This is a genomic window from Qipengyuania aestuarii, assembly GCF_019711535.1.
Taxonomy (GTDB): Bacteria; Pseudomonadota; Alphaproteobacteria; order Sphingomonadales; family Sphingomonadaceae; genus Qipengyuania; species Qipengyuania aestuarii.
The window spans coordinates 393,863-419,258 of sequence record NZ_JAIGNP010000003.1; the positions used below are offsets into that span (position 1 = coordinate 393,863).

General features: G+C 61.5%; 23 protein-coding genes. 11 read left to right on the forward strand and 12 right to left on the reverse strand.

The genetic code is table 11. The features are described 5' to 3' along the window. Positions 1-7 precede the first annotated feature (7 nt). The 5 genes from gltX to rpoB form a co-directional block, all read right to left on the reverse strand. The gene (gene gltX, locus K3175_RS11660; RefSeq protein WP_221543552.1) at positions 8-1,366 is read right to left on the reverse strand and encodes a glutamate--tRNA ligase; all 1,359 of its coding nucleotides are present in this window, start codon (positions 1,364-1,366) and stop codon (positions 8-10) included. Between the two features lie 73 nt (positions 1,367-1,439). Beyond that, positions 1,440-3,755: a putative bifunctional diguanylate cyclase/phosphodiesterase gene (locus K3175_RS11665; protein WP_221543553.1), complete on the reverse strand. Its 2,316-nt coding sequence runs from the start codon at positions 3,753-3,755 to the stop codon at positions 1,440-1,442. A gap of 228 nt (positions 3,756-3,983) precedes the next feature. Further along, the gene (gene rpoC, locus K3175_RS11670; protein ID WP_221543554.1) at positions 3,984-8,312 is read right to left on the reverse strand and encodes a DNA-directed RNA polymerase subunit beta'; all 4,329 of its coding nucleotides are present in this window, start codon (positions 8,310-8,312) and stop codon (positions 3,984-3,986) included. A gap of 3 nt (positions 8,313-8,315) precedes the next feature. Further along, complete coding sequence (locus K3175_RS14395; RefSeq protein ID WP_425594844.1) at positions 8,316-8,714, reverse strand: DUF5076 domain-containing protein; 399 nt, start codon at positions 8,712-8,714, stop codon at positions 8,316-8,318. Continuing rightward, entirely contained in the window at positions 8,614-12,795 is a 4,182-nt protein-coding gene (gene rpoB / locus K3175_RS11680; protein ID WP_221543556.1) for a DNA-directed RNA polymerase subunit beta, read from the reverse strand. The genes K3175_RS14395 and rpoB overlap by 101 nt, the downstream gene beginning before the upstream one ends. Positions 12,796-13,167: 372 nt before the next feature. On the opposite strand from rpoB, the gene K3175_RS11685 reads away from it, so the two are divergent. From K3175_RS11685 to K3175_RS11720, 8 genes are all read left to right on the forward strand, one after another. Beyond that, complete coding sequence (locus K3175_RS11685) at positions 13,168-13,680, forward strand: DUF2975 domain-containing protein (RefSeq protein WP_221543557.1); 513 nt, start codon at positions 13,168-13,170, stop codon at positions 13,678-13,680. Further along, positions 13,680-13,910 (forward strand): helix-turn-helix domain-containing protein, encoded by a 231-nt coding sequence (locus K3175_RS11690; protein ID WP_221543558.1) that lies wholly within the window; start codon positions 13,680-13,682, stop codon positions 13,908-13,910. The genes K3175_RS11685 and K3175_RS11690 overlap by 1 nt, the downstream gene beginning before the upstream one ends. Further along, positions 13,907-14,674 carry a hypothetical protein gene (locus tag K3175_RS11695; RefSeq protein WP_221543559.1) on the forward strand — a complete coding sequence of 256 codons (768 nt, stop codon included), beginning with the start codon at positions 13,907-13,909 and terminating at the stop codon, positions 14,672-14,674. The genes K3175_RS11690 and K3175_RS11695 overlap by 4 nt, the downstream gene beginning before the upstream one ends. A 107-nt stretch (positions 14,675-14,781) precedes the next feature. After that, positions 14,782-15,024 carry a hypothetical protein gene (locus K3175_RS11700; protein ID WP_247710876.1) on the forward strand — a complete coding sequence of 81 codons (243 nt, stop codon included), beginning with the start codon at positions 14,782-14,784 and terminating at the stop codon, positions 15,022-15,024. Between the two features lie 127 nt (positions 15,025-15,151). Beyond that, positions 15,152-15,403, forward strand: coding sequence for a hypothetical protein (locus K3175_RS11705; protein ID WP_221543560.1), 252 nt, complete (start codon positions 15,152-15,154; stop codon positions 15,401-15,403). 325 nt (positions 15,404-15,728) lie between these two features. Further along, on the forward strand, positions 15,729-16,244 hold the full coding sequence (gene rplJ, locus K3175_RS11710) for a 50S ribosomal protein L10 (protein ID WP_221543561.1): 516 nt from the start codon (positions 15,729-15,731) through the stop codon (positions 16,242-16,244). An 84-nt stretch (positions 16,245-16,328) separates the two neighbouring features. Next, complete coding sequence (gene rplL / locus K3175_RS11715; RefSeq protein ID WP_221543562.1) at positions 16,329-16,703, forward strand: 50S ribosomal protein L7/L12; 375 nt, start codon at positions 16,329-16,331, stop codon at positions 16,701-16,703. 228 nt (positions 16,704-16,931) lie between these two features. Continuing rightward, on the forward strand, positions 16,932-17,246 hold the full coding sequence (locus tag K3175_RS11720; RefSeq protein WP_221543563.1) for a hypothetical protein: 315 nt from the start codon (positions 16,932-16,934) through the stop codon (positions 17,244-17,246). Between the two features lie 17 nt (positions 17,247-17,263). On the opposite strand, the gene K3175_RS11725 is transcribed toward K3175_RS11720, so the two are convergent. The 3 genes from K3175_RS11725 to K3175_RS11735 all read right to left on the reverse strand — a co-directional run bounded on the left by K3175_RS11725 (position 17,264) and on the right by K3175_RS11735 (position 19,076). Beyond that, complete coding sequence (locus K3175_RS11725; RefSeq protein ID WP_221543564.1) at positions 17,264-17,734, reverse strand: c-type cytochrome; 471 nt, start codon at positions 17,732-17,734, stop codon at positions 17,264-17,266. Between the two features lie 17 nt (positions 17,735-17,751). Next, positions 17,752-18,285: an acyloxyacyl hydrolase gene (locus K3175_RS11730; RefSeq protein WP_221543565.1), complete on the reverse strand. Its 534-nt coding sequence runs from the start codon at positions 18,283-18,285 to the stop codon at positions 17,752-17,754. 104 nt (positions 18,286-18,389) lie between these two features. Continuing rightward, a complete protein-coding gene (locus tag K3175_RS11735) occupies positions 18,390-19,076 on the reverse strand; it encodes a PilZ domain-containing protein (RefSeq protein WP_221543566.1) in 687 nt (228 codons plus the stop codon). Between the two features lie 211 nt (positions 19,077-19,287). On the opposite strand from K3175_RS11735, the gene K3175_RS11740 reads away from it, so the two are divergent. Continuing rightward, positions 19,288-20,691, forward strand: coding sequence for an MATE family efflux transporter (locus K3175_RS11740; protein WP_221543567.1), 1,404 nt, complete (start codon positions 19,288-19,290; stop codon positions 20,689-20,691). Between the two features lie 27 nt (positions 20,692-20,718). Here the strand turns inward: K3175_RS11740 and K3175_RS11745 are convergent, their stop codons facing one another. Beyond that, entirely contained in the window at positions 20,719-21,552 is an 834-nt protein-coding gene (locus K3175_RS11745) for a mechanosensitive ion channel family protein (protein WP_221543568.1), read from the reverse strand. A gap of 222 nt (positions 21,553-21,774) precedes the next feature. Between K3175_RS11745 and groES the strand changes: the two genes are divergently transcribed. Further along, a complete protein-coding gene (gene groES / locus K3175_RS11750) occupies positions 21,775-22,062 on the forward strand; it encodes a co-chaperone GroES (RefSeq protein WP_221543569.1) in 288 nt (95 codons plus the stop codon). A gap of 85 nt (positions 22,063-22,147) precedes the next feature. Beyond that, entirely contained in the window at positions 22,148-23,797 is a 1,650-nt protein-coding gene (gene groL, locus K3175_RS11755; RefSeq protein ID WP_221543570.1) for a chaperonin GroEL, read from the forward strand. 85 nt (positions 23,798-23,882) lie between these two features. Here groL and K3175_RS11760 read toward each other — a convergent pair whose 3' ends face one another. The 3 genes from K3175_RS11760 to K3175_RS11770 all read right to left on the reverse strand — a co-directional run bounded on the left by K3175_RS11760 (position 23,883) and on the right by K3175_RS11770 (position 25,353). Next, on the reverse strand, positions 23,883-24,392 hold the full coding sequence (locus K3175_RS11760) for a DUF305 domain-containing protein (RefSeq protein WP_221544127.1): 510 nt from the start codon (positions 24,390-24,392) through the stop codon (positions 23,883-23,885). Between the two features lie 77 nt (positions 24,393-24,469). Next, positions 24,470-25,087, reverse strand: a complete 618-nt coding sequence (locus K3175_RS11765) for a DUF2231 domain-containing protein (protein WP_221543571.1) — start codon at positions 25,085-25,087, stop codon at positions 24,470-24,472. After that, a complete protein-coding gene (locus K3175_RS11770; protein WP_221543572.1) occupies positions 25,084-25,353 on the reverse strand; it encodes a metal-sensitive transcriptional regulator in 270 nt (89 codons plus the stop codon). Before K3175_RS11770 ends, K3175_RS11765 begins: the two co-directional genes overlap by 4 nt. Positions 25,354-25,396: the final 43 nt, after the last annotated feature.

A 25,396-nucleotide genomic window follows, 5' to 3' on the forward strand; every position in this document is an offset into this window, starting at 1 on the left:
ACCTCGGCTATGAACGCGGCGAGGCGGCGGAGCGTTCCAACCGTTCCCGGGCCTTCTCTTCCCCGATCAGTGGTAGAAGCTCTTTCATTTCCGGCCCGTGGTCCTTGCCCGTCAGCGCCTGCCGCAGGGGCAGGAACAGGGCTTTGCCCTTGCGCCCCGTCGATTCCTTGAGCCTGGCTGTCAGGTCCTGCCAGGGAGTTTCCGACCAGGTGAGAGCTGCTGCGGCGTCACCGAGAAACGCCCTGTCTTCCGCTTCGAAATCAGGCTGATCGATCGGGCCGGTGACCAGCTGCCACCAGTCGCGCACCTCTTTCAGATGCGTGATGTTCGGACGGACGGCATGCCAGCCGGCTGCGTCCATTTCATCCGGCAGCCGGCCTTCAACCTCGGCGAAATCCATCTGGTGGAGGATCGCGGCGTTGAGTCGATCGAGCTCGCTTTCGTCGAACCGTGCAGGGGCACGCCCGAAGGTGGACAGGTCGAAACTGGCAACCAGTTCGCCGCGATCAGCGATCGCCTCGACGGGGCGGGACGTTCCGAGCCGCGCCAGCAGTGCGACAATCGCCTCGGGCTCGATGTCGCGCTCGCGAAACGCGTCGCAGCCGAGCGAGCCAAGGCGTTTCGATAGCTTGCCCTCATTTCCTACCAGCAGGGCTTCATGCGCGAACCGCGGCATTTCGCTGTTAGGATATGCTGCAGCAATAAGTGCGGTAAACATCTGAATTTGCACGGCGGTGTTGGATACATGGTCCTCCCCGCGCAGGACATCGGTGATACCCATATCGAGATCGTCAACCGCACTGGGAAGCATATAGAGCCAGCTGCCGTCGGCCCGCCGGACAACCGGATCGGACAGCTGCGACGGATCGAATTTCTGCGCGCCGCGAATGCCATCGTCCCAGCGAATGGCTTCATCGTGGTCAAGCTTGAATCGCCAATGCGGAGCGATGCCCTCCGCCTCTTTGGCTGCCCGGTCCTCTGCGCTCAAATCGAGCGCCGCACGGTCATAGATCGGCGGCAGACCACGTCCCAAACGGATCTTGCGCTTGAGTTCGAGCTCCTGTGCCGTCTCGTAAGCCGGGTAAACCCGACCGGCCTGCTTCAGGGCCTCGAATGCCGCCTCATATTTCTCGAGCCGCAGCGATTGCCGCTCCTCCGCGTCCGGTTCGATACCGAGCCAGGCGAGATCCTTGCGGATACCATCGACATATTCTTCCCGGCTGCGCTGTGCATCGGTGTCATCTATCCGGAGGATGAACTTGCCGCCTGCCTGACGCGCCAACAGCCAGTTGTGGAGCGCGGTACGGCTATTTCCGACATGAAGATGGCCGGTGGGCGACGGCGCAAAACGCGTAATGGTAGTCATGGCCGCAGCCGATAGCGCAAGGCGCAGGATATGGCGAGCGGTCCGATAGGGGTCCCGATCGTGAGCGCGGGCGTCAGCGTGTGCGCAAGGCTTCCTGCGTCCGCGCCCGCACAGAGGCCGTCACTTTCTGGCGCTTGCGGCGATACTCCAGAAATTCCGTGCCGAGATATTCGCTGGTGGATCTCTCCCCCCCGTGCGGGGCCGGTAAAGGTAGCGCCATGCAGTCGGCCGAGGACGGCTTTGCGATCAGAAACCCCTGCGCCTCGTCGGCGCCCAGCTTGCGCAACATGTCCAGCTGATCGGGCGACTCGATCCCTTCTGCTGTCACTGCCACGCCGAAAGCGTCGGCAAGGCGGGTGATGCTCGATACGATCGCCTGGCTGGCGATGTCCTGCACGACATCGGTCACGAACGTGCGATCGATCTTGAGCCGATCGAACGGAAAGCGACGCAAATAGCTGAGCGAGGAGAAGCCGGTGCCGAAGTCGTCGATCGCGATCTTCACGCCTAGATCGCGCAAGGCCATCAGGTTCGTCAGGCTCTTGTGATCCTCGTCCATCAGGACATGCTCGGTGATTTCCAGCTCCACGCGCTCAGGAGCGATATGTGTCATATCGATGGCCTGGGCGACCGTACCAACGATGCCAGGTGTTTTCACCTGAGTAGGCGAAAGGTTGATCGCTATGCGAAATTCGCCAGAGGCCCTCGAGGCATCGAAAAGTGCCTGCTGGATAACCCAGTCACCGAAAGACAGGATCTGGCCCGTTTCCTCGGCGAAGGGCAGGAATTCGTTTGGCGCGATTATCCCGCGCTGCGGATGACGCCAGCGCAGCAAGGCCTCGTAGGCCGTGATTTCTCCGGTTCTGAGATCGGCTACGGGCTGGTAGTCGAGATACATTTGCCCCCGGTTGAGCGCCTCGCCCAGATCCATTTCGATCTCGCGGCGCTCGCGGGCCGCTCGGTCGAAGCTCGGATCGAACAGCGCCAGGTCATCGCGGCCCTTCTTCTTCGCCATGTGAAGCGCCAGATCGGCACGGCGCATCAGTTCGTCGGCGTCGCAATCTCCGTCCAGAGAACGGGCGATTCCGACGCTGGCCGATATGCGATGACGCTGGCCATCTATGACGAAGGGCGCGCGCATGACGGACAGAAAACGATGCGCGCGTTCAAGCAGCAGACCGTCACCCGACCGGGTGTTGATGAGGACGGCAAATTCGTCCCCGCCAAGCCGCGCCACCAGATCCTCCTTGCGCACCTCCTGCTCCAGCCTTGCCGCCGCCTCGCGCAGCAACGCATCACCCAAGGCGTGGCCACGGGCATCGTTGACCGCCTTGAAATCGTCGAGGTCAATATAGAAAACTGCGGCATCGAAGACGGCAGAGGTGCCCTCCTTTTCCTTCCCGCGAAGCCTTTCATTGAAGAGGTGCCGATTGGCCACTCCGGTCAGGCTGTCGTAATGGGCCATGAAAGCAACCCGTTCTTCGACGAGCCGCGCGCTCGTCACGTCCCTGGCGACACCAGCCATGCCTGCGCCACCATCGCGGGGCCGCGCAGATAGTCGCCAGTACCTGAGGTTTCCGTCGATCATGAGGCCGACCAGCAGATCCCGGAAAGGCTCTTGGTTCGAAAGACGCCGCGCAAGTATGTCGCGCTCCTTGCTGGGCTTGAAGAGCTCGAGAAATGCGAGCCCTTCCAATTTCTCACGCTCGATCCCGATCAGAGCTGCAAATCGCTCGCTGACATCGCGCAGATTTCCGTTCGGTCCGACCATCCAGAGGCTATCCGACGATTGCTCCTCGTAATCGTCCAGCAGCACTCTGATCATTGCCTCGTTTTCGCGGCGCCGGAATTCGCTGCGGACGGACTGGCGAAAGCTGCGCTCCTGATTGATCAGAGTGATCATCAGCACGATCCCGAAGGATGTGAGCAACGTCAGCGACGGCCAGCCATCCAGACCCGCCACCGCCAGGGTAGTCGAGGCCAGACCGACTGACATGCCGAGGATATGGAAAATGCCGACACCCGGGCTGCTGCGATAAGCCATCAGCACGCTGCAATAGATCGCCGTTCCTGCGATCCCGAGGAAGGTGATATCGATCGGATCGGCAATGATCGCCAGATAGGGAAACAGGATCATCCAGCCGATGCTGGTGGCGAATTGTGCGGCGACAACCAGTTTCCAGCGGCGATACAGCGCCTGCCAAGGGGCGTTTGCCGGGTCGAAATTGCGGGCCAGGAACACCGACAGCGCCACCAGCGCGATCTGGATCGCGGCAAGGACCAGCAGGTAGGGCCCATTGGCCGGATCGTAGAACACCTTGGTGACGACGAGGATGGTCACTAGCGAAGGTACGAGCAGGATACCCAGGCCACGCTTCAGATCGCCCAACCGGCGACGCAAGGCGAACTGCCCTGCTGGCGTGGAAATACAATTTGGATGACCTGGCTTCAAAGCGACCCCCTGCCCGAGCTTTTCACCTCTGCCTAATAAGCCATTGACGTTACGGAAATCTACTTATTTATTAGCTCTTCTTCATAACCAACGCGGTGTGTAACAAAAAAGCCCCGCCGAATTTCTCCGGCGGGGCCCATATTTATTTGCGAATCGCGAAGTGGCTTATTCGCCGTCTTTCGCATCTTCATTGAGGTAGTCACCCGCATCGGCATCGGTGCCGTGGGTTTCCCCCTCCATGCTCGCCAGCGGATCATCGCCAATCGCAGCTTCGGGGCCCTGGGCGAGTTCCGCCTCGTGCTCTTCTGCTGCGGTGTTGGCAGCGATGATCGCGTCCTGAGCCTTCTTCCACTGTGCCCGCAGGGCAGCGTCGCGGCTGGAGGCGGTCACGCGCATCCGGTTCATGCCCGCACCGGTACCGGCGGGAATGAGACGGCCGACGATGACGTTTTCCTTGAGACCGACCAGCGTGTCCTTCTTGCCCTCGACCGAAGCCTGGGTAAGCACACGGGTGGTTTCCTGGAACGACGCCGCCGAGATGAACGAACGCGTCTGAAGCGATGCCTTGGTGATGCCGAGAAGGATCGGAGTGCCCTTGGCGTGCTCCTTGTTCTTCCCGAGCTTCGCGTTGGTTTCGTTCAGCTCTTCCAGATCGACCTGTTCGCCCGGGAGCAGCACGGTATCGCCGCTATCGGTGATCTCGACCTTCTGCAGCATCTGGCGAACGATGACCTCGATGTGCTTGTCGTTGATCTTCACGCCCTGCAGTCGGTAGACTTCCTGGATTTCCGTGCACAGATATTCCGCCAGTGCCTCGATGCCGAGGACTTCGAGAATGTCGTGCGGGTTCGGCGAACCCGAGATCAGCGTGTCGCCCTTCTTGACGAAGTCGCCTTCCTGGACGTCGATGATCTTGGTCTTGGGGATCAGGTACTCTACCGGATCACCTTCCTCCGGAACGATCGCGATCTTGCGCTTCGCCTTGTACTCGCGAACGAATTCGATCTTGCCCGAAATCTTGGCGATGATCGAATTGTCCTTCGGCACGCGGGCCTCGAACAGTTCGGCAACACGCGGCAGACCACCGGTGATGTCGCGGGTCTTGGCGGCTTCACGCGAAGCACGGGCGAGGATGTCACCTGCCTGCACTTCCTGGCCGTCCTCGACCGATAGCACCGTACCCGGCGCCAGCATGTAACGCGCAGCTTCGCTGTCGTCCCCGGCATCGTTGAACAGCGTGAGGCGCGGACGAAGATCGTCCTTCTTCGCGCGTCCGCCGCTGCGGATTTCGGTGACCACACGCTGGGCGATACCGGTGGCATCGTCGACGCGTTCTTCCATCGTCTGCGTGTCGACGAGATCCTGGAAGCGGACCACACCCGACTGCTCGGTGATGATCGGCAGGGAGAACGGATCCCATTCTGCCAGACGATCGCCTTCCTTCACCTTGCCGCCATCCTTGTGCATCAGCACGGTACCGTAAGGCACCTTGTGGATTTCGCGTTCGCGGCCTTCCTTGTCGATCACGGCCAGTTCGCCGTTACGGGCGAGTGACAGGATACGACCCTTCTTGTCGGTGATGGTCGGCATGTCGCGATATTCGACCTTACCGTCCGACACGGCTTCGAGATGCGAGGTCTCGTTGAGCTGTGCGGCACCGCCGATGTGGAAGGTACGCATGGTCAGCTGCGTGCCGGGTTCACCGATCGACTGTGCGGCGATGACGCCGACAGCTTCACCGATGTTCACCGGCGTACCGCGAGCAAGGTCACGGCCGTAGCAGGTTGCGCAAACGCCCTGCTTGGCTTCGCAGACCAGCGGCGAGCGGATCTTGGCTACCTGCGTCTCGGCGTCCTCGATGACCTTGACCATCGGTTCGTCGATCAGCGTGCCGGCCTTGACGATCACTTCGCCGGTGGCGGCATTGACGATGTCTTCTGCCGTGGTGCGGCCGAGGATACGCTCGCCGAGCGAGGCGATGACGCTACCGCCCTGCACAATGGCACGCATTTCCAGCGCATTGTCAGTCTTGCAGTCCTCTTCGACGATGACGCAGTCCTGCGACACGTCGACCAGACGGCGGGTCAGGTAACCCGAGTTCGCCGTCTTCAACGCCGTATCCGCGAGACCCTTACGGGCGCCGTGGGTGGAGTTGAAGTATTCGAGGACGTTCAGGCCTTCCTTGAAGTTCGAGATGATCGGGTTCTCGATGATCTCGCCCGACGGCTTGGCCATCAGCCCGCGCATACCGGCCAGCTGCTTCATCTGGGCCGGGCTACCACGCGCACCGGAGTGGCTCATCATGTAGATTGAGTTGATCTGCGCTTCCTTGCCGTCCTTGTCGACCGGCTGCGAGCGGATCTCTTCCATCATGGCGTCGGCCACCTTGTCGCCGCACTGGCTCCAGGCGTCGATGACCTTGTTGTACTTTTCCTGCTGGGTGATGAGACCGTCCTGGTACTGCTGCTCGTAGTCAGCAACCAGCGCCTTCGTGGACTCGACCATACCCGCCTTGCTGTCGGGGATGATCATGTCGTCCTTGCCGAAGGAGATGCCGGCCTTGAACGCGTTGCGGAAGCCCAGCACCATGATGGCATCGGCGAACAGCACCGTGTCCTTCTGGCCGGTGTGACGATAGACTTCGTCGATCACGTCGGCGATGTCCTTCTTCGTCAGCAGGCGATTGACGATGTCGAAGGGAACCTTGTGGTTCTTCGGCAGACATTCGCCGATCAGCATGCGGCCCGGGGTGGTGACGAAACGCTTCATCTCGACCTTGCCCTTTTCGTCCGCTTGCGGGACGCGGGCCATGATCTTCGAGTGCAGCGTGACATCCTTGTTTTCCAGCGCGTGATGCACTTCGGCCATGTCGCTGAACATTGGCAGGATCTCGTGCTTCTCGCCGTCGTCGCCGTCCATGTACTCGGGCGTCTTTTCCTGGCGTTCCATCGACAGGTAATAGAGACCCAGCACCATGTCCTGCGAAGGAACGATGATCGGCTTGCCGTTGGCCGGCGAGAGGATGTTGTTGGTCGACATCATCAGCACGCGCGCTTCCAGCTGCGCCTCGAGACTCAGCGGAACGTGGACGGCCATCTGGTCGCCGTCGAAGTCGGCGTTGAAGGCGGCGCAGACCAGCGGGTGAAGCTGGATCGCCTTGCCTTCGATCAGCACGGGTTCGAACGCCTGGATGCCGAGACGGTGAAGCGTCGGGGCGCGGTTCAGGAGAACCGGGTGCTCGCGAATGACTTCGTCGAGGATGTCCCAGACTTCCTTGCGTTCCTTCTCGACCCACTTCTTCGCCTGCTTCAGGGTCATGGAAAGACCCTTGGCATCGAGGCGGGCGTAGATGAACGGCTTGAACAGTTCGAGCGCCATCTTCTTCGGCAGGCCGCACTGGTGCAGCTTGAGTTCCGGACCGGTCACGATGACCGAACGACCCGAATAGTCGACGCGCTTACCCAGAAGGTTCTGACGGAAGCGGCCCTGCTTGCCCTTGAGCATGTCGGACAGCGACTTGAGCGGACGCTTGTTCGCACCGGTGATCACGCGGCCGCGGCGGCCGTTGTCGAACAATGCGTCGACAGCTTCCTGCAGCATGCGCTTTTCGTTGCGGACGATGATGTCCGGCGCGCGCAGCTCCATCAGGCGCTTCAGGCGGTTGTTACGGTTGATGACGCGGCGATAGAGGTCGTTGAGATCCGACGTCGCGAAACGGCCACCGTCCAGCGGCACCAGCGGGCGCAGTTCGGGCGGAATGACCGGCACGACTTCGAGGATCATCCATTCGGGACGGTTGCCGCTCTCGATGAAGCTTTCGACGACCTTCAGGCGCTTGATGATCTTGGCAGGCTTGAGCTTCGACTTGGTGGTCGCCAGCTCTTCCAGCAGATCTTCTTTTTCCTGCTCGAGATCGAGATCCATGAGCATGGTCTTGACCGCGGATGCACCGATGTCGGCCGAGAAGGCGTCTTCGCCGTACTCGTCCTGCGCTTCGAGCATTTCGTCTTCGGTCAGCAGCTGGTTCTTCTCGAGCGCGGTCAAGCCGGGCTCGGTCACGATGTAGCTTTCGAAGTAGAGCACGCGTTCGAGCTGCTTGAGCTGCATGTCGAGCAGCAGGCCGATGCGCGACGGCAGCGACTTCAGGAACCAGATGTGCGCGACCGGAGCAGCCAGTTCGATGTGACCCATGCGCTCACGGCGGACCTTGGTCACGGTGACTTCGACGCCGCACTTCTCGCAGACGACGCCCTTGTACTTCATGCGCTTGTACTTGCCGCACAGGCATTCGTAGTCCTTCACCGGACCGAAGATGCGCGCACAGAACAGGCCGTCACGTTCGGGCTTGAACGTCCGGTAGTTGATCGTTTCCGGCTTCTTGATTTCGCCGAAGGACCACGAGCGGATGCGCTCGGGGCTGGCGATGCCGATCTGGATCTCGTCGAAGGTTTCGGGCTTCGCGAGCTGGTTGGTGAATTTGGTCAGTTCGTTCATGACTCAGTGCCTCTCGTGCGAGGTGATGTTCGTGGTCGGATTGTTCAGTTCCGCTAGGAAACCGTCTTGAATCCGGCGGAGAGAATCAGGGATCTTCAGCCCTTCGTCCCTCTCCAAAACCTGGGCGGCGTGTCGTGCAAGGTCGGCTAGGACGACGCCCCATGATGCTGGGTCTTCCCAAAGTCCGCCCTTGATATTCACATGTTGAGCGCCATCGGCACCCCACAAGCGAAGGATCTCATATGCGTCAGGGTCGGACATGGCGGAGAAAGGGGGCTCTAAAGCTTGCTGCATCGTTTCCTTACTCCGCCGCGATCGCGAGGCCGTCGTCGTCCTCGTCGTCGGCAAGCGACTTGAGTTCGACATTGAGACCCAGACTGCGCATTTCCTTGACGAGCACATTGAAGCTCTCCGGAATGCCGGCCTCGAAGGTATCGTCACCCTTGACGATGGCTTCGTAGACCTTGGTCCGGCCGATCACGTCGTCCGACTTCACGGTGAGGATTTCCTGCAGCGTGTAGGCTGCACCGTAGGCCTGGAGTGCCCAGACCTCCATCTCACCGAAGCGCTGGCCGCCGAACTGCGCCTTACCGCCCAGCGGCTGCTGGGTGACGAGGCTGTAGGGACCGATCGAACGGGCGTGGATCTTGTCGTCGACCAGGTGGTGCAGCTTGAGCATGTAGATGATGCCCACGGTCACCTTGCGGTCGAACGCTTCACCGGTGCGGCCATCGAAGAGGACCGACTGGCCGTCTGCGTCGAGGCCGGCCTTTTCCAGTTCCACGGTCACGTCGCCTTCGCGGGCACCGTCGAACACCGGGGTGCCCATCGGGACGCCGTAGCGCAGGTTACCGGCCAGCTCGACGATTTCCTCGGTCGAACGGCTCTTCAGATCGTCGGCATAACGGTCGCCATAGACTTCGTTCAGACGTTCGATCACGGCTTCGGGCGGCTTCGCCTTGGCGTAATCTTCCGAAGCGTTCGGATTGGCCTTCTTCCAGTCCTCGAGCTGCTCGCCGATCTGCATGCCCAGGTTACGGGCAGCCATTCCGAGATGCGTTTCGAAGATCTGCCCGACGTTCATGCGGCTGGGAACGCCCAGCGGGTTCAGCACGATGTCGACCGGCGTACCGTCTTCGAGGAACGGCATGTCCTCGACCGGCAGGATGCGCGAAATCACACCCTTGTTACCGTGACGGCCGGCCATCTTGTCGCCCGGCTGCAGCTTGCGCTTCACCGCCACGAAGACCTTGACCATCTTGAGCACGCCCGGAGCGAGTTCGTCACCGCGCTCGAGCTTTTCCTTACGGTCTTCGAACTTGTCGTCGATGACCTTCACGCTCTCGTCGTACTGCGACTTGACCGCTTCGATCTGCTGCTGGCGATTGTCGTCCGCAACTGCGAACTTGAACCACTCGTGGCGATCGATGCTGTCGAGCACTTCTTCAGTGATCTCGGTGCCCTTCTTCACACCCTTGGGCGCAGCCGAAGCCGTCTGATCTTCGAGCATGTCGCGCAGGCGGTTGTAAGTGGCACGGTTCAGAATGGCGCGTTCGTCGGCAGCGTCCTTGCGGAGGCGTTCGATTTCCTCGTTCTGGATGGCACGCGTACGATCGTCGATCTCGATACCGTGACGGTTGAAGACACGAACTTCGACGACAGTCCCGGCAACGCCCGGCGGCAGGCGGAGCGAAGTGTCGCGCACGTCGCTGGCCTTTTCACCGAAGATGGCGCGCAGAAGCTTTTCTTCCGGCGTCATCGGGCTTTCGCCCTTCGGCGTGATCTTGCCGGCCAGGATATCGCCCGGGTGCACTTCGGCACCGATGTAGACGATGCCCGCCTCGTCTAGGTTGCGCAGCGCTTCCTCGCCGACGTTCGGGATGTCGCGGGTGATGTCCTCGGGCCCGAGCTTGGTGTCACGCGCCATGACTTCGAATTCCTCGATGTGGATCGAGGTGAAGACGTCGTCCTTCACGATACGCTCGGAGATGAGGATACTATCCTCGTAGTTGTAGCCGTTCCACGGCATGAAGGCGACGAGCGTGTTACGGCCCAGTGCCAGTTCGCCCAGATCGGTCGAGGGACCGTCGGCAATGATGTCGCCGGCTTCGATCGTCTCTCCTACCTTCACCAGCGGACGCTGGTTGATGCAGGTATCCTGGTTCGAACGCTGGAACTTCTGCAGCGTGTAGATGTCCACGCCCGACTGGCCGGGTTCGACATCGCCGATCGCACGGATGACGATACGGGTTGCGTCGACCTGGTCGACCACGCCGCCGCGCTTGGCGGTGATGGCCGCGCCCGAATCGCGCGCAACGGTCTCTTCCATGCCGGTGCCGACCCAGGGCGCTTCCGCCTTGACGAGCGGAACGGCCTGGCGCTGCATGTTGGCGCCCATCAGCGCGCGGTTGGCGTCATCGTTTTCCAGGAACGGAATGAGCGATGCACCGACCGAGACGAGCTGCTTCGGGCTGACGTCCATCAGCGTGATGGTTTCGCGCGGAGCCATCAGGTTGTCGCCGCTCTGACGCGCCGAAACCAGCTCTTCCACGAAGCCGCCGTTTTCGTCGAGTTCGGCCGAAGCCTGCGCGACGGTGTGCTTCTGTTCTTCCATCGCCGAGAGGTAGATGACCTCGTCGGTGACCTTGTTGTCCTTCACCTTGCGGTACGGCGTCTCGATGAAGCCATACTTGTTGACGCGGGCGAAGGTCGACAGCGAGTTGATCAGACCGATGTTCGGGCCTTCCGGCGTTTCGATCGGGCAGATACGGCCATAGTGCGTCGGGTGAACGTCGCGAACTTCGAAGCCGGCGCGTTCACGCGTAAGACCGCCCGGGCCAAGCGCCGAAACGCGGCGCTTGTGGGTGACTTCCGACAGCGGGTTGGTCTGGTCCATGAACTGCGAGAGCTGGCTGGAGCCGAAGAACTCGCGCACGGCAGCCACGGCGGGCTTGGCGTTGATGAGGTCGTTCGGCATCACGGTCGACACGTCGACCGAGCTCATGCGCTCCTTCACCGCGCGTTCCATGCGCAGCAGGCCGACGCGGTACTGGTTTTCCAGCAGTTCGCCCACCGAACGCACACGGCGGTTGCCGAGGTTGTCGATGTCGTCGACTTCGCCCTTGCCGTCCTTCAGGTCGACCAGTTCCTTCACCACGGCCAGGATGTCTTCCTTGCGCAGCGTGGTGACGGTGTCTTCGGCATCGAGCTCGAGACGCATGTTGAGCTTGACGCGGCCCACGGCCGACAGGTCATAGCGTTCGGCGTCGAAGAACAGGCCTTCGAACAGCGCTTCTGCGGTTTCCTTGGTCGGCGGTTCGCCGGGACGCATGACCTTGTAGATCGCCTCAAGGCCCTCGTCGCGGTTCTCGGCCTTGTCGACCTTCATCGTGTTGCGGATCCACGGACCCGTGTTCACGTGGTCGATGTCGAGCAGCGTCAGGCTGTCGACACCGGCAGCGTCGAGCACTTCGAGGTTCTCTGCCGAGACTTCGTCACCGGCTTCGATGTAGATGCGGCCCGTGCTTTCGTCGATCAGGTCTTCGCTGGCATAGCGGCCGAAGATTTCTTCGGTCGGCAGCAGCAGGGTTTCCAGACCATCCTTGGCCGCCTTGTTGGCAGCACGCGGGCTGATCTTCTGACCGGCGGCGAACACTTCTTCGCCCGTCTTGGCATCGACCAGCGGGAAGGCCGGCTTCTGGTTACGCCAGTTTTCGGCGACGAAGGGCAGCTCCCAGCCATCCTTGGCGCGCTTCCATTCGACCTTGTCGTAGAAGTGCGAGAGAATGTCCTCCGCATCGAGGCCGAGCGAGTAGAGCAGCGCGGTGACCGGCAGCTTGCGCTTGCGGTCGATACGCACGTTGACCACGTCCTTGGCGTCGAATTCGAAGTCGAGCCAGCTGCCGCGGTACGGAATGATGCGGGCCGCGAAGAGGAGCTTGCCCGAGGAATGGGTCTTGCCGCGGTCATGGTCGAACAGCACACCCGGCGAACGGTGCATCTGCGAAACGATGACGCGTTCGGTACCATTGATGATGAAGGTGCCGTTGTCCGTCATGAGCGGCATGTCGCCCATGTAAACGTCCTGCTCCTTGATATCGAGGACGGAGCGGGTTTCGGTTTCCTGGTCGACCTCGAAGACGATCAGGCGCAGCGTGACCTTCATCGGCGCAGCATAGGTGATCCCGCGCTGGCGGCATTCGACGATGTCGTATTTCGGCGGCTCGAGTTCGTAATGCACGAAGTCGAGTTCGGCAGTGCCGGCGAAATCGCGCAGCGGGAAGACCGAGCGCAGCGTCTTTTCAAGACCCGAGACATGGCCCTTGTCCTTGTCGGACCGCAGGAACTGTTCGTAGCTCTCGCGCTGGACCTCGATCAGGTTGGGCATGTCGACGACTTCGTGGATGTCGCCGAAGATCTTGCGGATACGCCGCTTTGCGGTACCCGAAGCCGTGCTGCGGGGGGCCTTCGCCTTGGTAGCCATAAGGGGTAATTACCTCTTCTCGTGTGCCAGCTCCGCAATGTCCATTGACTCGGACAGGAGCGAAATTTGATGTCTCATGCGCGTGAGAGCCGTATCGCGAGACGCAAAAAGGCCGCAGCGAATGCACACCCTTAGCGGCGGCAGCTGCAGCTCATGAAAAGCGTCGCGATATGGAAACGCCGCTTCCATCCTGTGTCCGATCCCCGCGCATGAATCAGACTCGCTCGAAGCGTGCGGTCGAGAGGGCATATAGGATGCGCGCCCGACAGGGTCAAGGAGCGCGATTCCGAGTCACATATCGTTTTTCGATATTATCGATTGACGATAAGGGTCGTCTGCATCATATCGAATTTCGATAAAGGAGATATGCCCGTGTTCGGAACGACAATCTGGATATTTCGCATCGCGAACTGGCTGAACTGGATTGGGGCAGTCTTGTTCACTCTACTTCTCGCTGCGCTGCTATTGGCGAGCGAGCATTTCTATCCGGCAATTACTCAAGCGTTCGAGGTCCGCGGACAAGAGGCAGTCCGGGCGGTGTGGACGTGGCTTGTCTCGGTCTGCGCTATCGTGGTGCCGGCTGCGATCTGCATCCATGTGATCTTCACCCGCCTGATCGCCCTGCTCCGTGACGCGGCCATCGGGCAGGCTTTCAGCGAGCAGAATGCACGCCGGCTCAAGGCAGTAGGCTGGGCGCTTCTGGGCGTTAATATCCTCGACCTCATATTCGGACAGATATCGGTCTGGGCGAGCGCGGCCAGCGGCGAATATTTCGGCTGGACCTTCTCGCTCACCGGCTGGTTCGCGGTTCTTCTGCTGTTCCTTCTGGCCAAGGTTTTCCGCGAAGGCGCCGCCATGCGCGAAGACCTGGAAGGCACCGTCTGATGCCTACCGAGGACACCAGCGCAATCGCTGTCCGGCTGGACGAGCTGCTGCAGGATCGCGGCATGACGCTGACCGAACTGTCCGAACGCATCGGGCTCACACTCGCCAACCTTTCGATCCTGAAAACAGGCAAGGCCAAGGCGATCCGCTTTTCGACACTCGAAGCCATCTGCCGCGAACTGGAATGCCAGCCGGGGGACTTGCTTGAATATAGGGAGGATTCACAATGATCTGGATAAAACGTTTCTTCACCGACCTCGGCGGGACCTATGTCGACAGTCTGCGCGCGATAAAGGCCCTACCCTGGCTATTTGCCGCAATCATCGGCTGGGAGTTTGCGCAGCATATCGTCGAAGTGCGTATCGGCATGTTCGAAAGCCAGGAGATGGGGCGCGCCGTCGCAGATGATGGGCTGCGAATGGCTTTCGGCTGGGTGAAGATGGCATCGATCTATGTCGGGGCCTTCTTCGTCATCCGGTATTTCATCTCCCAGCGCAGTGACCGCAAGCTTGCGCCTCTGGGCTCAGCAGGCCTCCGCTACCTCCCGTATTTCGCCTATTCATTGGTCGTTTTTGCGGCGCTATTCTATGCTCGCTTCCTCATTCCCGAAGTGCATGTCGATACTTTCCGCGCCGCCGTGGGGCTGGGCCAGCAGCTGCTGGAACCCCTGCTCATCGCCTGGGTCGTAGCCGCTGCGACCGACGGCAGGATTAGCGGACCTATCGCATCGGCGCGACGGCTCGGCTTGCTCTATTTTCTCGCACTGCCGTTGCTGTTGCTGGCACGTGTTCCCGCTAGCCTCCTGCATCAGCATCTCAACGAGACCGCCGTCGGCAGTATGGGAACGGAATTGTGGTTGACCCTGGCAATCGACGCTGTCGTGGTTGGTCTTATCGTCTCCATCGTCCCGTCAGCCATGGTGCGAGTGGCAGGGTGGATGGACAAGCGCAGCATGCAGAAGCGTCCCGCCGAGCCACGCCCTCTCACAGCGTGACTCCGCCCGGCACGCATGAAAATGCACCCAATGCAAAATGTGTCTTTTACTTGACGAGAATAAGGCTATTTTAAGGCCACGCCAATCATGGCGCAGGAATACGAATCATGAAGAAAATCGCTCTCGTTGCAGCTCTTCCCGTTGTGCTGACCCTCGCTGCTTGCGGCGAAACCGCTGAAGAAACACCGGTTGAAGAAGAAACCACGGTTGTTGAAACCGCTCCTGTCGAAGCACCGATGGCTGACGACACTATGGCGACCGACGACACCATGATGGCCGACGAAACCGCCGCTGACCCGATGACTGAAGAAGCTCCGGCCACCGACGAAGCCGCTCCGGCAGCAGAATAATCTTCTCCGGCCGCCAGCGCGGCCCGATGGATTGACGAAAGGCCCGGTGTTCGCACCGGGCCTTTTTCGTTGCGGAACGCTCGCCATTCGGGCCCGTTCTTGGAATAAGCCAATTAGGAGAATTCACATGAAGCCCGCTCTTGCCCTCGCCCTGCCTCTTGCCCTCACCCTCGGTGCTTGCGGCGAACCGATCGACGGCTCAGACACGGCCGATATGCAGGGCGATGCGGTAACCGCTCCGTCGGGCGATGACGCCATCGATGGTGAAAATCCGGCCACCGACGGCATGCTGGAAACCGAAGTCGAAACCGATACCGAGGCAACCGGCCCCGAACCGGTCGGCGACCCCATGATGGAACGCGACGAAACCGCGATGTAAGCCACTTCGTCCCATGCGCCCGCACTTGACGCGGGCGCAGGAAGCTTTAAAGGCCCGCCCCGCACAGGCGGGTCTTTTCGATTCTCGCCCGCGCATCCGTCCGAGACAGCTGGTGACCGGGATCTGCCCGGTCTTAATTTCCGGCCTAGACGGGGACAGAGATTTTCCGGCGGTGTCCTGCATCGCCGTTCGCGCCAGTCTCCATGCACTATGGTGGCGCACTCCTTCCCCCTCAACGGACTCGCCCGTGTCGCATTGCCGGCATGGACAAACGTAGCCGATCGTCCGGGAGCCATTCCGGTCGGTCATAGTGAAGGAGTATGGCATGGATCGTTCGCAGAAAACCGACGCGGTCGCCCAGCTCAGCGAAGTCTTCAACCAGGCTGGCGTGGTCGTCGTGACCCGCAACCTGGGCCTTACGGTCGCCCAGTCGACCGAATTGCGTACGAAGATGCGTGAAGCCGGTGCGTCCTACCAGGTTGCGAAGAACCGTCTCGCCAAGCTCGCCCTGAAGGACACCGACTACGAAGGAATCGATGAATTCCTGACTGGTCCGACCGCTCTCGGTTATTCCGAGGACCCGGTTGCCGCGGCCAAGGCCGTGGTGGAGTTCGCCAAGACCACCGACAAGATCGAAATCGTCGGCGGATCGATGGGCGCGCAGAAGCTCGACGAAGCAGGTGTGAGGTCGCTGGCCTCGATGCCGAGCCTCGACGAACTTCGCGGCACGATCGTGGGCCTCCTCAATGCGCCGGCAACCAAGGTTGTCCGGACCATCAAGGAACCCACTTCGATGCTCGCACGCGTGGTTGGCGCCTATGGCGCCAAGGAAGCCGCGTAAGAGCAGGTTCGAGCACAGAACACCTATTCATCGGGGCATTTTTCCAACCCACGCCCCGGCCACATATTATTGGAGTGAAACATCATGGCTGATATCGCCAAGCTTGTTGAAGAACTGTCGAAGCTGACCGTCATGGAAGCCGCCGAGCTTGCCAAGGCACTGGAAGAAGAGTGGGGCGTTAGCGCCGCTGCTGCTGTTGCCGTTGCTGGCCCCGCCGCTGGCGGCGCTGCTGAAGCTGCTGAAGAAAAGGACGAATTCGACGTCGTTCTCACCGGCGACGGTGGCAAGAAGATCCAGGTCATCAAGGAAGTCCGCGCCATCACCGGTCTCGGCCTCACCGAAGCCAAGGCTCTCGTCGAAGGCGCACCGAAGGCCCTCAAGGAAGGCGTCAACAAGGCTGAAGCCGAAGAAATCAAGGGCAAGATCGAAGCAGCCGGCGGTACCGTCGAACTCAAGTAAGCCTTATTCCCGCTCCGGTGGGATATGCTTACGCTTCGATCTCTCCTCGAGAGATCAGACGAAGGGCGGTGCCGAAAGGCGCCGCCCTTTTTCATTACGTGCTTGCATCTTTTAAGCGCTTACAACTATTGGCACCCTACCCCAAAAGTATTAATCCTTATTTGCAGAACGTTCCTCGACAGGACCGTTCTTTGCCAGAACGCGGTCGTGCCACGAGAAGGAGGCATCATGTATTTGTTCTTCCTTATCGCAGGATATCTCATCGCGACCTTCCTTGGAGCTGTTCTTTTCGTTCGTATCTTCCCGCGGTCCTTCTGCTCACAGATAATCGACCGATACGTTCTGCTTTTCCCGCTTTTTCCGTTATTTGTCTTTATTGACGTGATGAGTCTTAGCGCGCGAGCCCTTGCCATCGCAGCCAACTGGCCGGTCTACGCTTTCGACATCCTCACCGGACGGCCTCGTCGCCGGTCCAGGAAAAAAGCCTACACCTACTATTACCGGTATCGCAGAAGCTCGGACAAGCGCCGACGCGGCGATTAGTCTACCGCACGCTGCATTCAGTAACGCTGGATCAGGGCGATGACCTGCGCTCTGTCTGCAGGATCGCTCAGCCCGCGAAACCTCATCTTCGTTCCCGGCACCCGCTCGCTCGGGGAGGCGAGGAATGAATCGAGCGTCGCCGCATCCCACACCAGACCCGACCGCGACAGTTCGTCGGAATAGCGGTAACCTTTCCGGGTCGCCGCAGGACGGCCGTAAATACCGGCCAGCGACGGGCCGAGCCCGTGGACGCCAGGGGTCAGCGTGTGGCAGGCGGCGCATTTCATGAAGGTGCCCGCATCCTTGGGTAGGGGGGCATAGTCACGCGCCGCCCGGGCCTCCCCGTCAGCTCTGGTCGGAGAAACCACGACGAGCCTCGGGGGCACCGGGTTTTGATAGTATGCCGCGCTTTCATCCGGCTGCTCGCGAGCTGCACTGGTGCATCCTGCCAGAAAGAGAGTCGACAACACCCATAACGATCTGGCCATTTATCCCCCCGAAAAACCTAGAAACCGATATTTACCCGAACGCCCATCGTGTCGATGCCGGGATTCTGCTCGCTGTTGAACAGCCGCGCATTGCTGATGTGGACCCAGCTCGCCTCGATCGAAAACCGGTCGGAGATATCGTAGCCAAGGGCGATTTCAGGTTCGAACAGAACCCGGCTGCCGAGATCGGTACGGATGCCGGTGGCGGGATCGACCCGCAACTCCGGCGCATCGTGCACGACAAGCCCCACGCCGGGGCGGAGGTAGACTTTGCCCATTTCCGCCTTCCAGCTCACGCCCGCGCCGACGAAGCTGGTATCGCCCGACAGGTTTACCGAGCCGAAGACATAGGGCTGCATCCCGCCCAGCGCGCCGATCTGGTCGAAGCGAAGACCGGCCTGGACATCTGTCCCGCCCTCGTTCGTGTCGAAGGTGAACGGCGTGTCGACCGCGTGGACATAGACGCCGCCATAGACTTCCTGCGCCATTGCGGCACCGGGCACGAAGCCGGCCAGCACGAGGATTGCCGAAAACGAACGGATAAAGCGCATGGGAAATCATCCTGCAATGTCGTGGACGTTGCAAGCGATAGTAGGCCGGTTAGCTTTCGTGGGCCTGAAGCGCGCTCTTGTGACCGCGCGATCAGGCCCCGAAATTATTCGTTGCCCCAGTTGATGTGGATATCGACGCTCACTTCATCCACGCCCGCCGCTTCGGCGATGCGCTTGCGACTGGCCCGCACGATATCCGCCAGCGAGCCCTGCTCTTCGTCGCCCTCCAGGCTGGCCACTTCTTCGCCCAGCCGCGGGGCGCCGTAGACCAGTTCGAGTTCGCCGACACCGAGCTGCTGGGCGAGAATACCCATGGTTTCGTGGCGCGGGCGAACCTGGTCGCCTTCCCACTTCCACAGCGTCGGCTTGCTGACGCCCACCTTCTGCGCCAGTTCGACCATCGTGAAGCCCGAGGCGGTGCGCAGGCGCTTGATCCGCGCGCCGAGGGTTTCGTGATCGACGCCGTAAGCCTCCCGGAACGGGCTGTGGAAACGGGCGGCATCGCGCACGCTGTCCAGCTCGTCTTGCGAGATCGGCGTATCGAAAGAGCAACCGTATAGATCCTCCGCCGACCAGATAACCCGGGCACCGACCGCCCCGCTCTGCGGAAGAACGACTTGGATGGGATCGTTTTGCGAAATGTCCGAACTGGTCCTGACCAGCATCCCGCCAGTGGAAATATTCATGATTTCCGCATCGAACGCCCTGCCAGCCTGTCCAACACCTGTCCTCAACTGCAGCACGAGCCGCGGTTCACGCCGATCGAACATTCTTTTTGGCTGAGCCGTCATTAAATTGGAATTCCTTTGCTTGACCCGCCCATCGAATACTTCGTCTTTTTGAAGGAATGTGGAACGACTGTCTACGGGTAATCCCTAAGTAAGCATATTGTAATAAACTCATCTATTCCCGCTGGCAAGGCTGGCCCCCAACAAGCCATTTGAGGTTTCGGGCAAACCCTTCTATCCGGCCCTCCGCTCCGCCTGCGCGGGGCCTGCCGAAATGACAGACATCCCTGCCCCCATGCCCCTGCCCGACCGCAGCGATGGCTGGCGCGACGAACTTCGCGCGACATTCCGGCTGAGCTGGCCGCTGGCGGCTGCCAATCTGCTTCAGATGCTGACCTATGCCGTGGACGTGATCTTCATCGCCCGGCTTGGGGAAAGCCAGCTGGCCGCCTCCGCGCTGGCGATCGCGCTGTTCGGGCTGGTGATGTGGGCGCTGTCTGGCCTGACCGGGGCCGTGGCGCCGGTGGCAGCCGCCGAACTGGGCGAGCGTGCGCCTGCCCTGCGCCCGGTGCGCCGTTCGGTGCGCATGGCGCTATGGCTCGCGCTGGCATCGGGCATCGGGGGGATCGGGCTTTGCCTCCTGCTCGGCCCGCTGATGCGCGCCACAGCGCAAGAGGCGGAGATCACCGCCATGGCGCTCGAATACAACACCGTTCTTGTCCTCTCGCTGGTGCCGATGCTGTTCTGCAACGTGCTGCGGAATTTCGTCTCCACGCTGGACCGCCCGATCCTGGCCACTGCGATCACGGCGGGCGGCATCTTCGTCAATGCGGCGGCGAACTACAGCTTCATCTTCGGCAATTTCGGCGCGCCCGAACTGGGCCTGCGCGGCGCGGCAGTGGCAACGATCATCACCACGCTGACGACGCTGGCCGCCTATGTCCTCGTCATCCGGCTCGACCCGCGGCTCCACCGCTATCGCATCTTCGGCCGCTGGTGGTCGCCCGACTGGCCGCGGTTCTGGCACATCGCGCGCATCGGCACGCCCATCGCGCTGACCATCACGGCGGAGGCCGGCATCTTCGGCGCGGCGGCGTTCCTGATGGGCAATATCGGTGCCAGCCAGCTGGCCGCACACACGGTCGCACTGCAGATCGCCGCGCTCGCCTTCCAGGTCCCCTTCGGCGTGGGCCAGGCAGCCACCATCCGGGTCGGCTATTTCTACGGCTCGCGCAATCGCGACGGGATGAAGCGCGCAGGCTGGACCGCGATTGCGGTAGGCACCGGCTTCATGGCGCTGACGGCGATTGCCATGATCGCGATCCCCAAGCCGCTGCTGGCGATCTATATCGATCCTTGGGATCCCAAGAACGCCGTGCTGGTCGGCTTCGCGCTCAAATATATCGTCATCGCCGCCGCCTTCCAGCTGGTCGACGGGATGCAGGCCGTCGCGGCCGGGGCGCTGCGCGGATTGCAGGATACGCGCGTGCCGATGTGGATGGCCGCTTTCGCCTATTGGGTGCCGGGCATCGGCATGTCGCTCTGGCTTGGCTTCTACACCAGCCTCGAAGGCGTCGGCGTGTGGATCGGGCTGGCGACCGGCCTCTCGGTCGCCGCCCTGCTGCTGACGTGGCGGTGGGCGCTGCGCGACCGGCTCGGCCTCACGACGCGCCCCTGACGTATCCGGGTCTGAGCAAGCGCCGCTTCAGGCGGCGCGCTGGGTAACCTCGCGCTGCGGGAAGGGGATAGAGATGCCGACATCGTCGAAGCGCGCCTTGACCTTTTCGGTCAGGTCCCAACCCACGGCCACGTAATCGCCCGTGGTGCACCAGACGCGCAGCCCGATGCCGACCGAACTGTCGTCCAGCGAGGCGACGAAGGCCACCGGCTCGGGATCGGCCAGCACGCGCTCGTCCGCCGCGGCCATCGCCAGCAGTTCGTTGCGCGCCTGCTCCATGCTGTCGTTATAGCCGATGCCCACGATCAGCTCGAACCGGCGGATCGGATGGCGATGGAAATTGACGATCGCCTGGTTCCATAATTCGGAATTGGGGACCATCACGAACAGCCCGTCGAACTGCTTCAATTCGGTGGTGAACAGCCCGATCTGCTGGACCGTGCCGGTCACCGAACCGGCCGAAATCGCCTCGCCCACCTTGAAGGGGCGCTGGACCAGGATCATCACGCCCGATGCCACATTGCTGAGCGTGCCCTGCAGCGCCAACCCCACGGCCAGCGCCATGCCGCCCAGCGCGGCGAGGATGCTGGTGGTCTCCACCCCGAACTGGGTCAGCACGGTCACGATGACCAGCGCCCACAGCGCATATTTGACGAGGTTGGACAGGAACTGCGCCACGGTGGGATCGAAACGCGGCGAGCGGGTCAGCGCGCGTTCAACCCAGCTCGACAGGATCTTGGCCGCCAGCAGGCCGATGATCAGCACGGCGAAGGCGCCGGCAATCTCCATCATGTGCAGCTGCAGCCACACCAGCACCTGTTCGGGAATGGTCAGGGCCGAAACGGTCTTGTCGGTCTTCATCAATACGCTCCAGAAAGTCGTCGCCACTGGCGGATTTGCGCGGCCCGATAGCCAATTTGCCTCGCTCTGGCCAGCCCGCGCCACGGCCCATCCGATCGGACGAATTTTTTTCGCTTCGGCCCGTTGACTCAATCCGCGCTCGATCCCAAATGCGCCGTGCTGGCACTCCAGACCAGTGAGTGCCAACCATCATTTTCACTCTCGAATAGAAAGGTCATCACTATGGCATTTCGTCCGCTTCACGACCGCGTGCTCGTTCGCCGCATCGAAGCCGAAGAAAAGACCGCTGGCGGTATCATCATTCCCGACAGCGCCAAGGAAAAGCCCAGCGAAGGCGAAATCGTCGCTGTTGGCGCCGGCGCCAAGGCCGAAGACGGCACCGTCACCCCGCTCGATGTGAAGGCTGGCGATCGCGTATTGTTCGGCAAGTGGTCGGGCACCGAGATCAAGCTCGATGGCGAAGACCTTCTCATCATGAAGGAAAGCGACATCATGGGGATCATGGGCTGAACTGGATTTAACCCCCAGGACACTGTCAACTGTGTCAACTTCAGTCATCTGATCAACTAGAAATCTGAACGGAAAGGACAGCAACATGGCTGCCAAGGACGTAAAATTCAGCCGCGACGCGCGCGAAGGCATTCAGCGCGGTGTCGACATTCTCGCCAACGCCGTGAAGGTCACGCTGGGCCCCAAGGGCCGCAACGTCGTGATCGACAAGAGCTTCGGCGCACCGCGCATCACCAAGGACGGCGTCACCGTCGCCAAGGAAATCGAACTGAAGGACAAGTTCGAGAACATGGGCGCGCAGATGCTCAAGGAAGTCGCTTCGAAGTCGAACGACGCCGCCGGTGACGGCACCACCACTGCCACCGTGCTCGGTCAGTCGATCGTCACCGAAGGCATGAAGTCGGTTGCCGCCGGCATGAACCCGATGGACCTCAAGCGCGGCATCGACCTCGCTGTCGAAAAGGTCGTGGCAGACCTCAAGGGCCGTTCGAAGGACGTGTCGGGTTCGGGCGAAATCGCTCAGGTCGGCATCATCTCGGCCAATGGCGACCGTGAAGTCGGCGAAAAGATCGCCGAAGCCATGGAAAAGGTCGGCAAGGAAGGCGTGATCACCGTCGACGAATCGAAGGGCCTCGAATTCGAGCTCGAGACCGTCGAAGGCATGCAGTTCGACCGCGGCTACCTCAGCCCGTACTTCATCACCAACCCGGACAAGATGACGGTCGAGCTCGAAAACCCGTACATCCTGATCCACGAGAAGAAGCTCTCGAACCTGCAGGCGATGCTCCCGGTTCTCGAAGCGGCTGTCCAGTCGGGCCGTCCGCTGCTGATCATCGCGGAAGACATCGAAGGCGAAGCGCTGGCCACCCTCGTGGTCAACAAGCTGCGCGGCGGCCTCAAGGTTGCTGCGGTCAAGGCTCCGGGCTTCGGCGATCGCCGCAAGGCCATGCTGCAGGACATCGCGATCCTGACGCAGGGCGAAATGATCAGCGAAGATCTCGGCATCAAGCTGGAAAACGTCACGCTGGGCATGCTCGGTGAAGCCAAGCGCGTCACCATCGACAAGGACAACACCACCATCGTCGACGGTGCCGGTTCGGAAGACGACATCAAGGCCCGCGTTTCGGAAATCCGCACGCAGATCGACAACACCAGCAGCGATTACGACAAGGAAAAGCTGCAGGAACGTCTGGCGAAGCTCGCCGGCGGTGTTGCCGTGATCAAGGTCGGCGGTGCCACCGAAGTCGAAGTGAAGGAACGCAAGGACCGCGTCGACGATGCGCTGCACGCAACCCGCGCAGCTGTCGAAGAAGGCATCGTCCCGGGCGGCGGTACCGCGCTGCTCTACGCTTCGAAGGCTCTCCAGGGCCTGACCGGCGAAAACGACGACCAGACCCGCGGCATCGACATCGTCCGCCGTGCGCTGCAGGCTCCGGTTCGCCAGATCGCCAGCAACGCAGGCCATGACGGCGCAGTCGTCGCCGGCAAGCTGTTCGACGGCAATGACGAAAGCATGGGCTTCAACGCCGCCACCGACACCTATGAAAACCTGGTGTCGGCCGGTGTGATCGACCCGACCAAGGTCGTGCGTACTGCGCTGCAGAACGCCGCCTCGGTTGCCGGTCTGCTGATCACCACCGAAGCCGCTGTCGTCGACAAGCCGGAAGACAAGTCGGCAGCCCCTGCAATGCCCGACATGGGCGGCATGGGTGGCATGGGCGGAATGGGCTTCTAAGCCCACCGACCAGCCGACAGGCACAATAAAGAAGCCCGGCGGGAGCGATCCTGCCGGGCTTTTTATTTGTTCCGGATCCCGCCGCTCAGGGCGTGGCGCCGCCGTCCGGGTTGAGATGGCCTTCGAACTTCGGGACCGGACGGATCGCCGCCTCTTCCGCGGTTGCGGCGAGGCCGTTGCGTTCGATATCGCCGAGCAGCCATTTCATCTCGGCGATTTCCTTGCGCTGGGCGGTGATGATGCTGTTGGCCAGTTCCTGCACCCGCTTGTCGCGGATATGCGCGCGTTCGCTGGTCATGATGGCGATCGAATGATGCGGGATCATCGCCGACATCCATTCCTCGTCATACACGGTTTCCTGGCTGCGGACGAGGAACAGCGCCGCTACGAAGGTTACCACCGACACGCCGATGATGATCCAGTTCTTGGCCGTGTTGCGGTACATCCCCCACATGAACAGCAGCATGACGATGGCCATCACCGCGCCCATCACGAACATCATCCAGAACCGCGTCTCGCTCCACATCACATGATCGAGCGCATAGGTGTTGAGATACATCAGGCCGAACATGATCACGGTCGACGTGCCCACCATCGCCATGAAGCGTTTGTAATTGCCTTCGTGCGATGTGCCGCTGTCCTGCATTTTCCCTGTCCCCTTCACCGTCATTCCTAAAGATGCCCGAACCCGTGGGCCAGTTCGCCGCCAAGCCAGCCCTGCGCGACGATCGCCGCCGCAGACAGGCCGAGGAGCAGCCGCAGCATGAGGCGGCTTTCACCCTTCCGCAGGGCGAGCAGTGCGATCACGGGCCCGAGAACTCCGAGCCCGGTACCCAGCCAGCGGTGCCATTGAATGATGTCGCCCCCACCCAGCCACAGGCCCGTGTGGATCCAGCCGAACAGGGCGGCCACGCTCGCCGCGATGCCTCCGCTCGCCGCCGCGATATCGGCAGCCGCCCGGCTGCGGCCGCCGGGCCGCGCGATGGACAGCAGTTCGGCGAAAGCCGCGAACAGCAGCAACGCGATGGGGAAGTGAACTGTCGCGGGGTGCAGATTGGTCAGGAAGTGCGGGATGCGGCTCGGTTCCAACTGCTCCGCCTCCACCGCAGCGCCTGTGCCCTCGGGGGCCGGTGCCGCAGGCTTCTGCTGCTGGGCGGCCGACTGCGCGGCTTCCTCCTCCGGCGAGGCCTGCGCCGCCTCCTCTTCATGCCCCTGAGGCCCATGCGCCATCACTGTCGCGGGGGCGGCGAGGCCGAGGACGATCGCCGCCAGCAGGCCGCGCTTGATCATGCCTTGGCCTTGGCGAACAGATCCACCAGCTCGGCGAACTTCTGCCGCTGATCCTCCGCATCGCCCGAAGCGATGGCCTCGGCGACGCAGCAGGCCGCGTGGTTCTTGAGGATCTCGGTCTCGGCCTTGGCCAGCGCGGCCTTCACCGCCTGGAACTGCTGCAATATGTCGATGCAGTAGCGGTCTTCCTCCACCATCTGCGCCAGCCCCCTGACCTGTCCCTCGATCCGCGACAGACGGTTCAATACGGCCTTGTTCGGGCCCATGTGGCAACCTCCATTGAATACTCCCCGGGGGTATAATATGAGA

Excerpts from the sequence above, each read along its gene's own strand:
- gltX (WP_221543552.1), bottom strand. The coding sequence starts at position 1,366 with ATGACTACCATTACGCGTTTTGCGCCGTCGCCCACCGGCCATCTTCAT.
- rpoC (WP_221543554.1), bottom strand. The coding sequence starts at position 8,312 with ATGAACGAACTGACCAAATTCACCAACCAGCTCGCGAAGCCCGAAACC.
- K3175_RS14395 (WP_425594844.1), bottom strand. The coding sequence starts at position 8,714 with ATGTGCTCGTCAAGGAAATGCGCAGTCTGGGTCTCAATGTCGAACTCA.
- rpoB (WP_221543556.1), bottom strand. The coding sequence starts at position 12,795 with ATGGCTACCAAGGCGAAGGCCCCCCGCAGCACGGCTTCGGGTACCGCA.
- K3175_RS11690 (WP_221543558.1), top strand. The coding sequence starts at position 13,680 with ATGCCTACCGAGGACACCAGCGCAATCGCTGTCCGGCTGGACGAGCTG.
- K3175_RS11695 (WP_221543559.1), top strand. The coding sequence starts at position 13,907 with ATGATCTGGATAAAACGTTTCTTCACCGACCTCGGCGGGACCTATGTC.
- K3175_RS11700 (WP_247710876.1), top strand. The coding sequence starts at position 14,782 with ATGAAGAAAATCGCTCTCGTTGCAGCTCTTCCCGTTGTGCTGACCCTC.
- K3175_RS11705 (WP_221543560.1), top strand. The coding sequence starts at position 15,152 with ATGAAGCCCGCTCTTGCCCTCGCCCTGCCTCTTGCCCTCACCCTCGGT.
- rplJ (WP_221543561.1), top strand. The coding sequence starts at position 15,729 with ATGGATCGTTCGCAGAAAACCGACGCGGTCGCCCAGCTCAGCGAAGTC.
- rplL (WP_221543562.1), top strand. The coding sequence starts at position 16,329 with ATGGCTGATATCGCCAAGCTTGTTGAAGAACTGTCGAAGCTGACCGTC.
- K3175_RS11720 (WP_221543563.1), top strand. The coding sequence starts at position 16,932 with ATGTATTTGTTCTTCCTTATCGCAGGATATCTCATCGCGACCTTCCTT.
- K3175_RS11725 (WP_221543564.1), bottom strand. The coding sequence starts at position 17,734 with ATGGCCAGATCGTTATGGGTGTTGTCGACTCTCTTTCTGGCAGGATGC.
- K3175_RS11730 (WP_221543565.1), bottom strand. The coding sequence starts at position 18,285 with ATGCGCTTTATCCGTTCGTTTTCGGCAATCCTCGTGCTGGCCGGCTTC.
- K3175_RS11735 (WP_221543566.1), bottom strand. The coding sequence starts at position 19,076 with ATGACGGCTCAGCCAAAAAGAATGTTCGATCGGCGTGAACCGCGGCTC.
- K3175_RS11740 (WP_221543567.1), top strand. The coding sequence starts at position 19,288 with ATGACAGACATCCCTGCCCCCATGCCCCTGCCCGACCGCAGCGATGGC.
- K3175_RS11745 (WP_221543568.1), bottom strand. The coding sequence starts at position 21,552 with ATGAAGACCGACAAGACCGTTTCGGCCCTGACCATTCCCGAACAGGTG.
- groES (WP_221543569.1), top strand. The coding sequence starts at position 21,775 with ATGGCATTTCGTCCGCTTCACGACCGCGTGCTCGTTCGCCGCATCGAA.
- groL (WP_221543570.1), top strand. The coding sequence starts at position 22,148 with ATGGCTGCCAAGGACGTAAAATTCAGCCGCGACGCGCGCGAAGGCATT.
- K3175_RS11760 (WP_221544127.1), bottom strand. The coding sequence starts at position 24,392 with ATGGTGGGCACGTCGACCGTGATCATGTTCGGCCTGATGTATCTCAAC.
- K3175_RS11765 (WP_221543571.1), bottom strand. The coding sequence starts at position 25,087 with ATGATCAAGCGCGGCCTGCTGGCGGCGATCGTCCTCGGCCTCGCCGCC.
- K3175_RS11770 (WP_221543572.1), bottom strand. The coding sequence starts at position 25,353 with ATGGGCCCGAACAAGGCCGTATTGAACCGTCTGTCGCGGATCGAGGGA.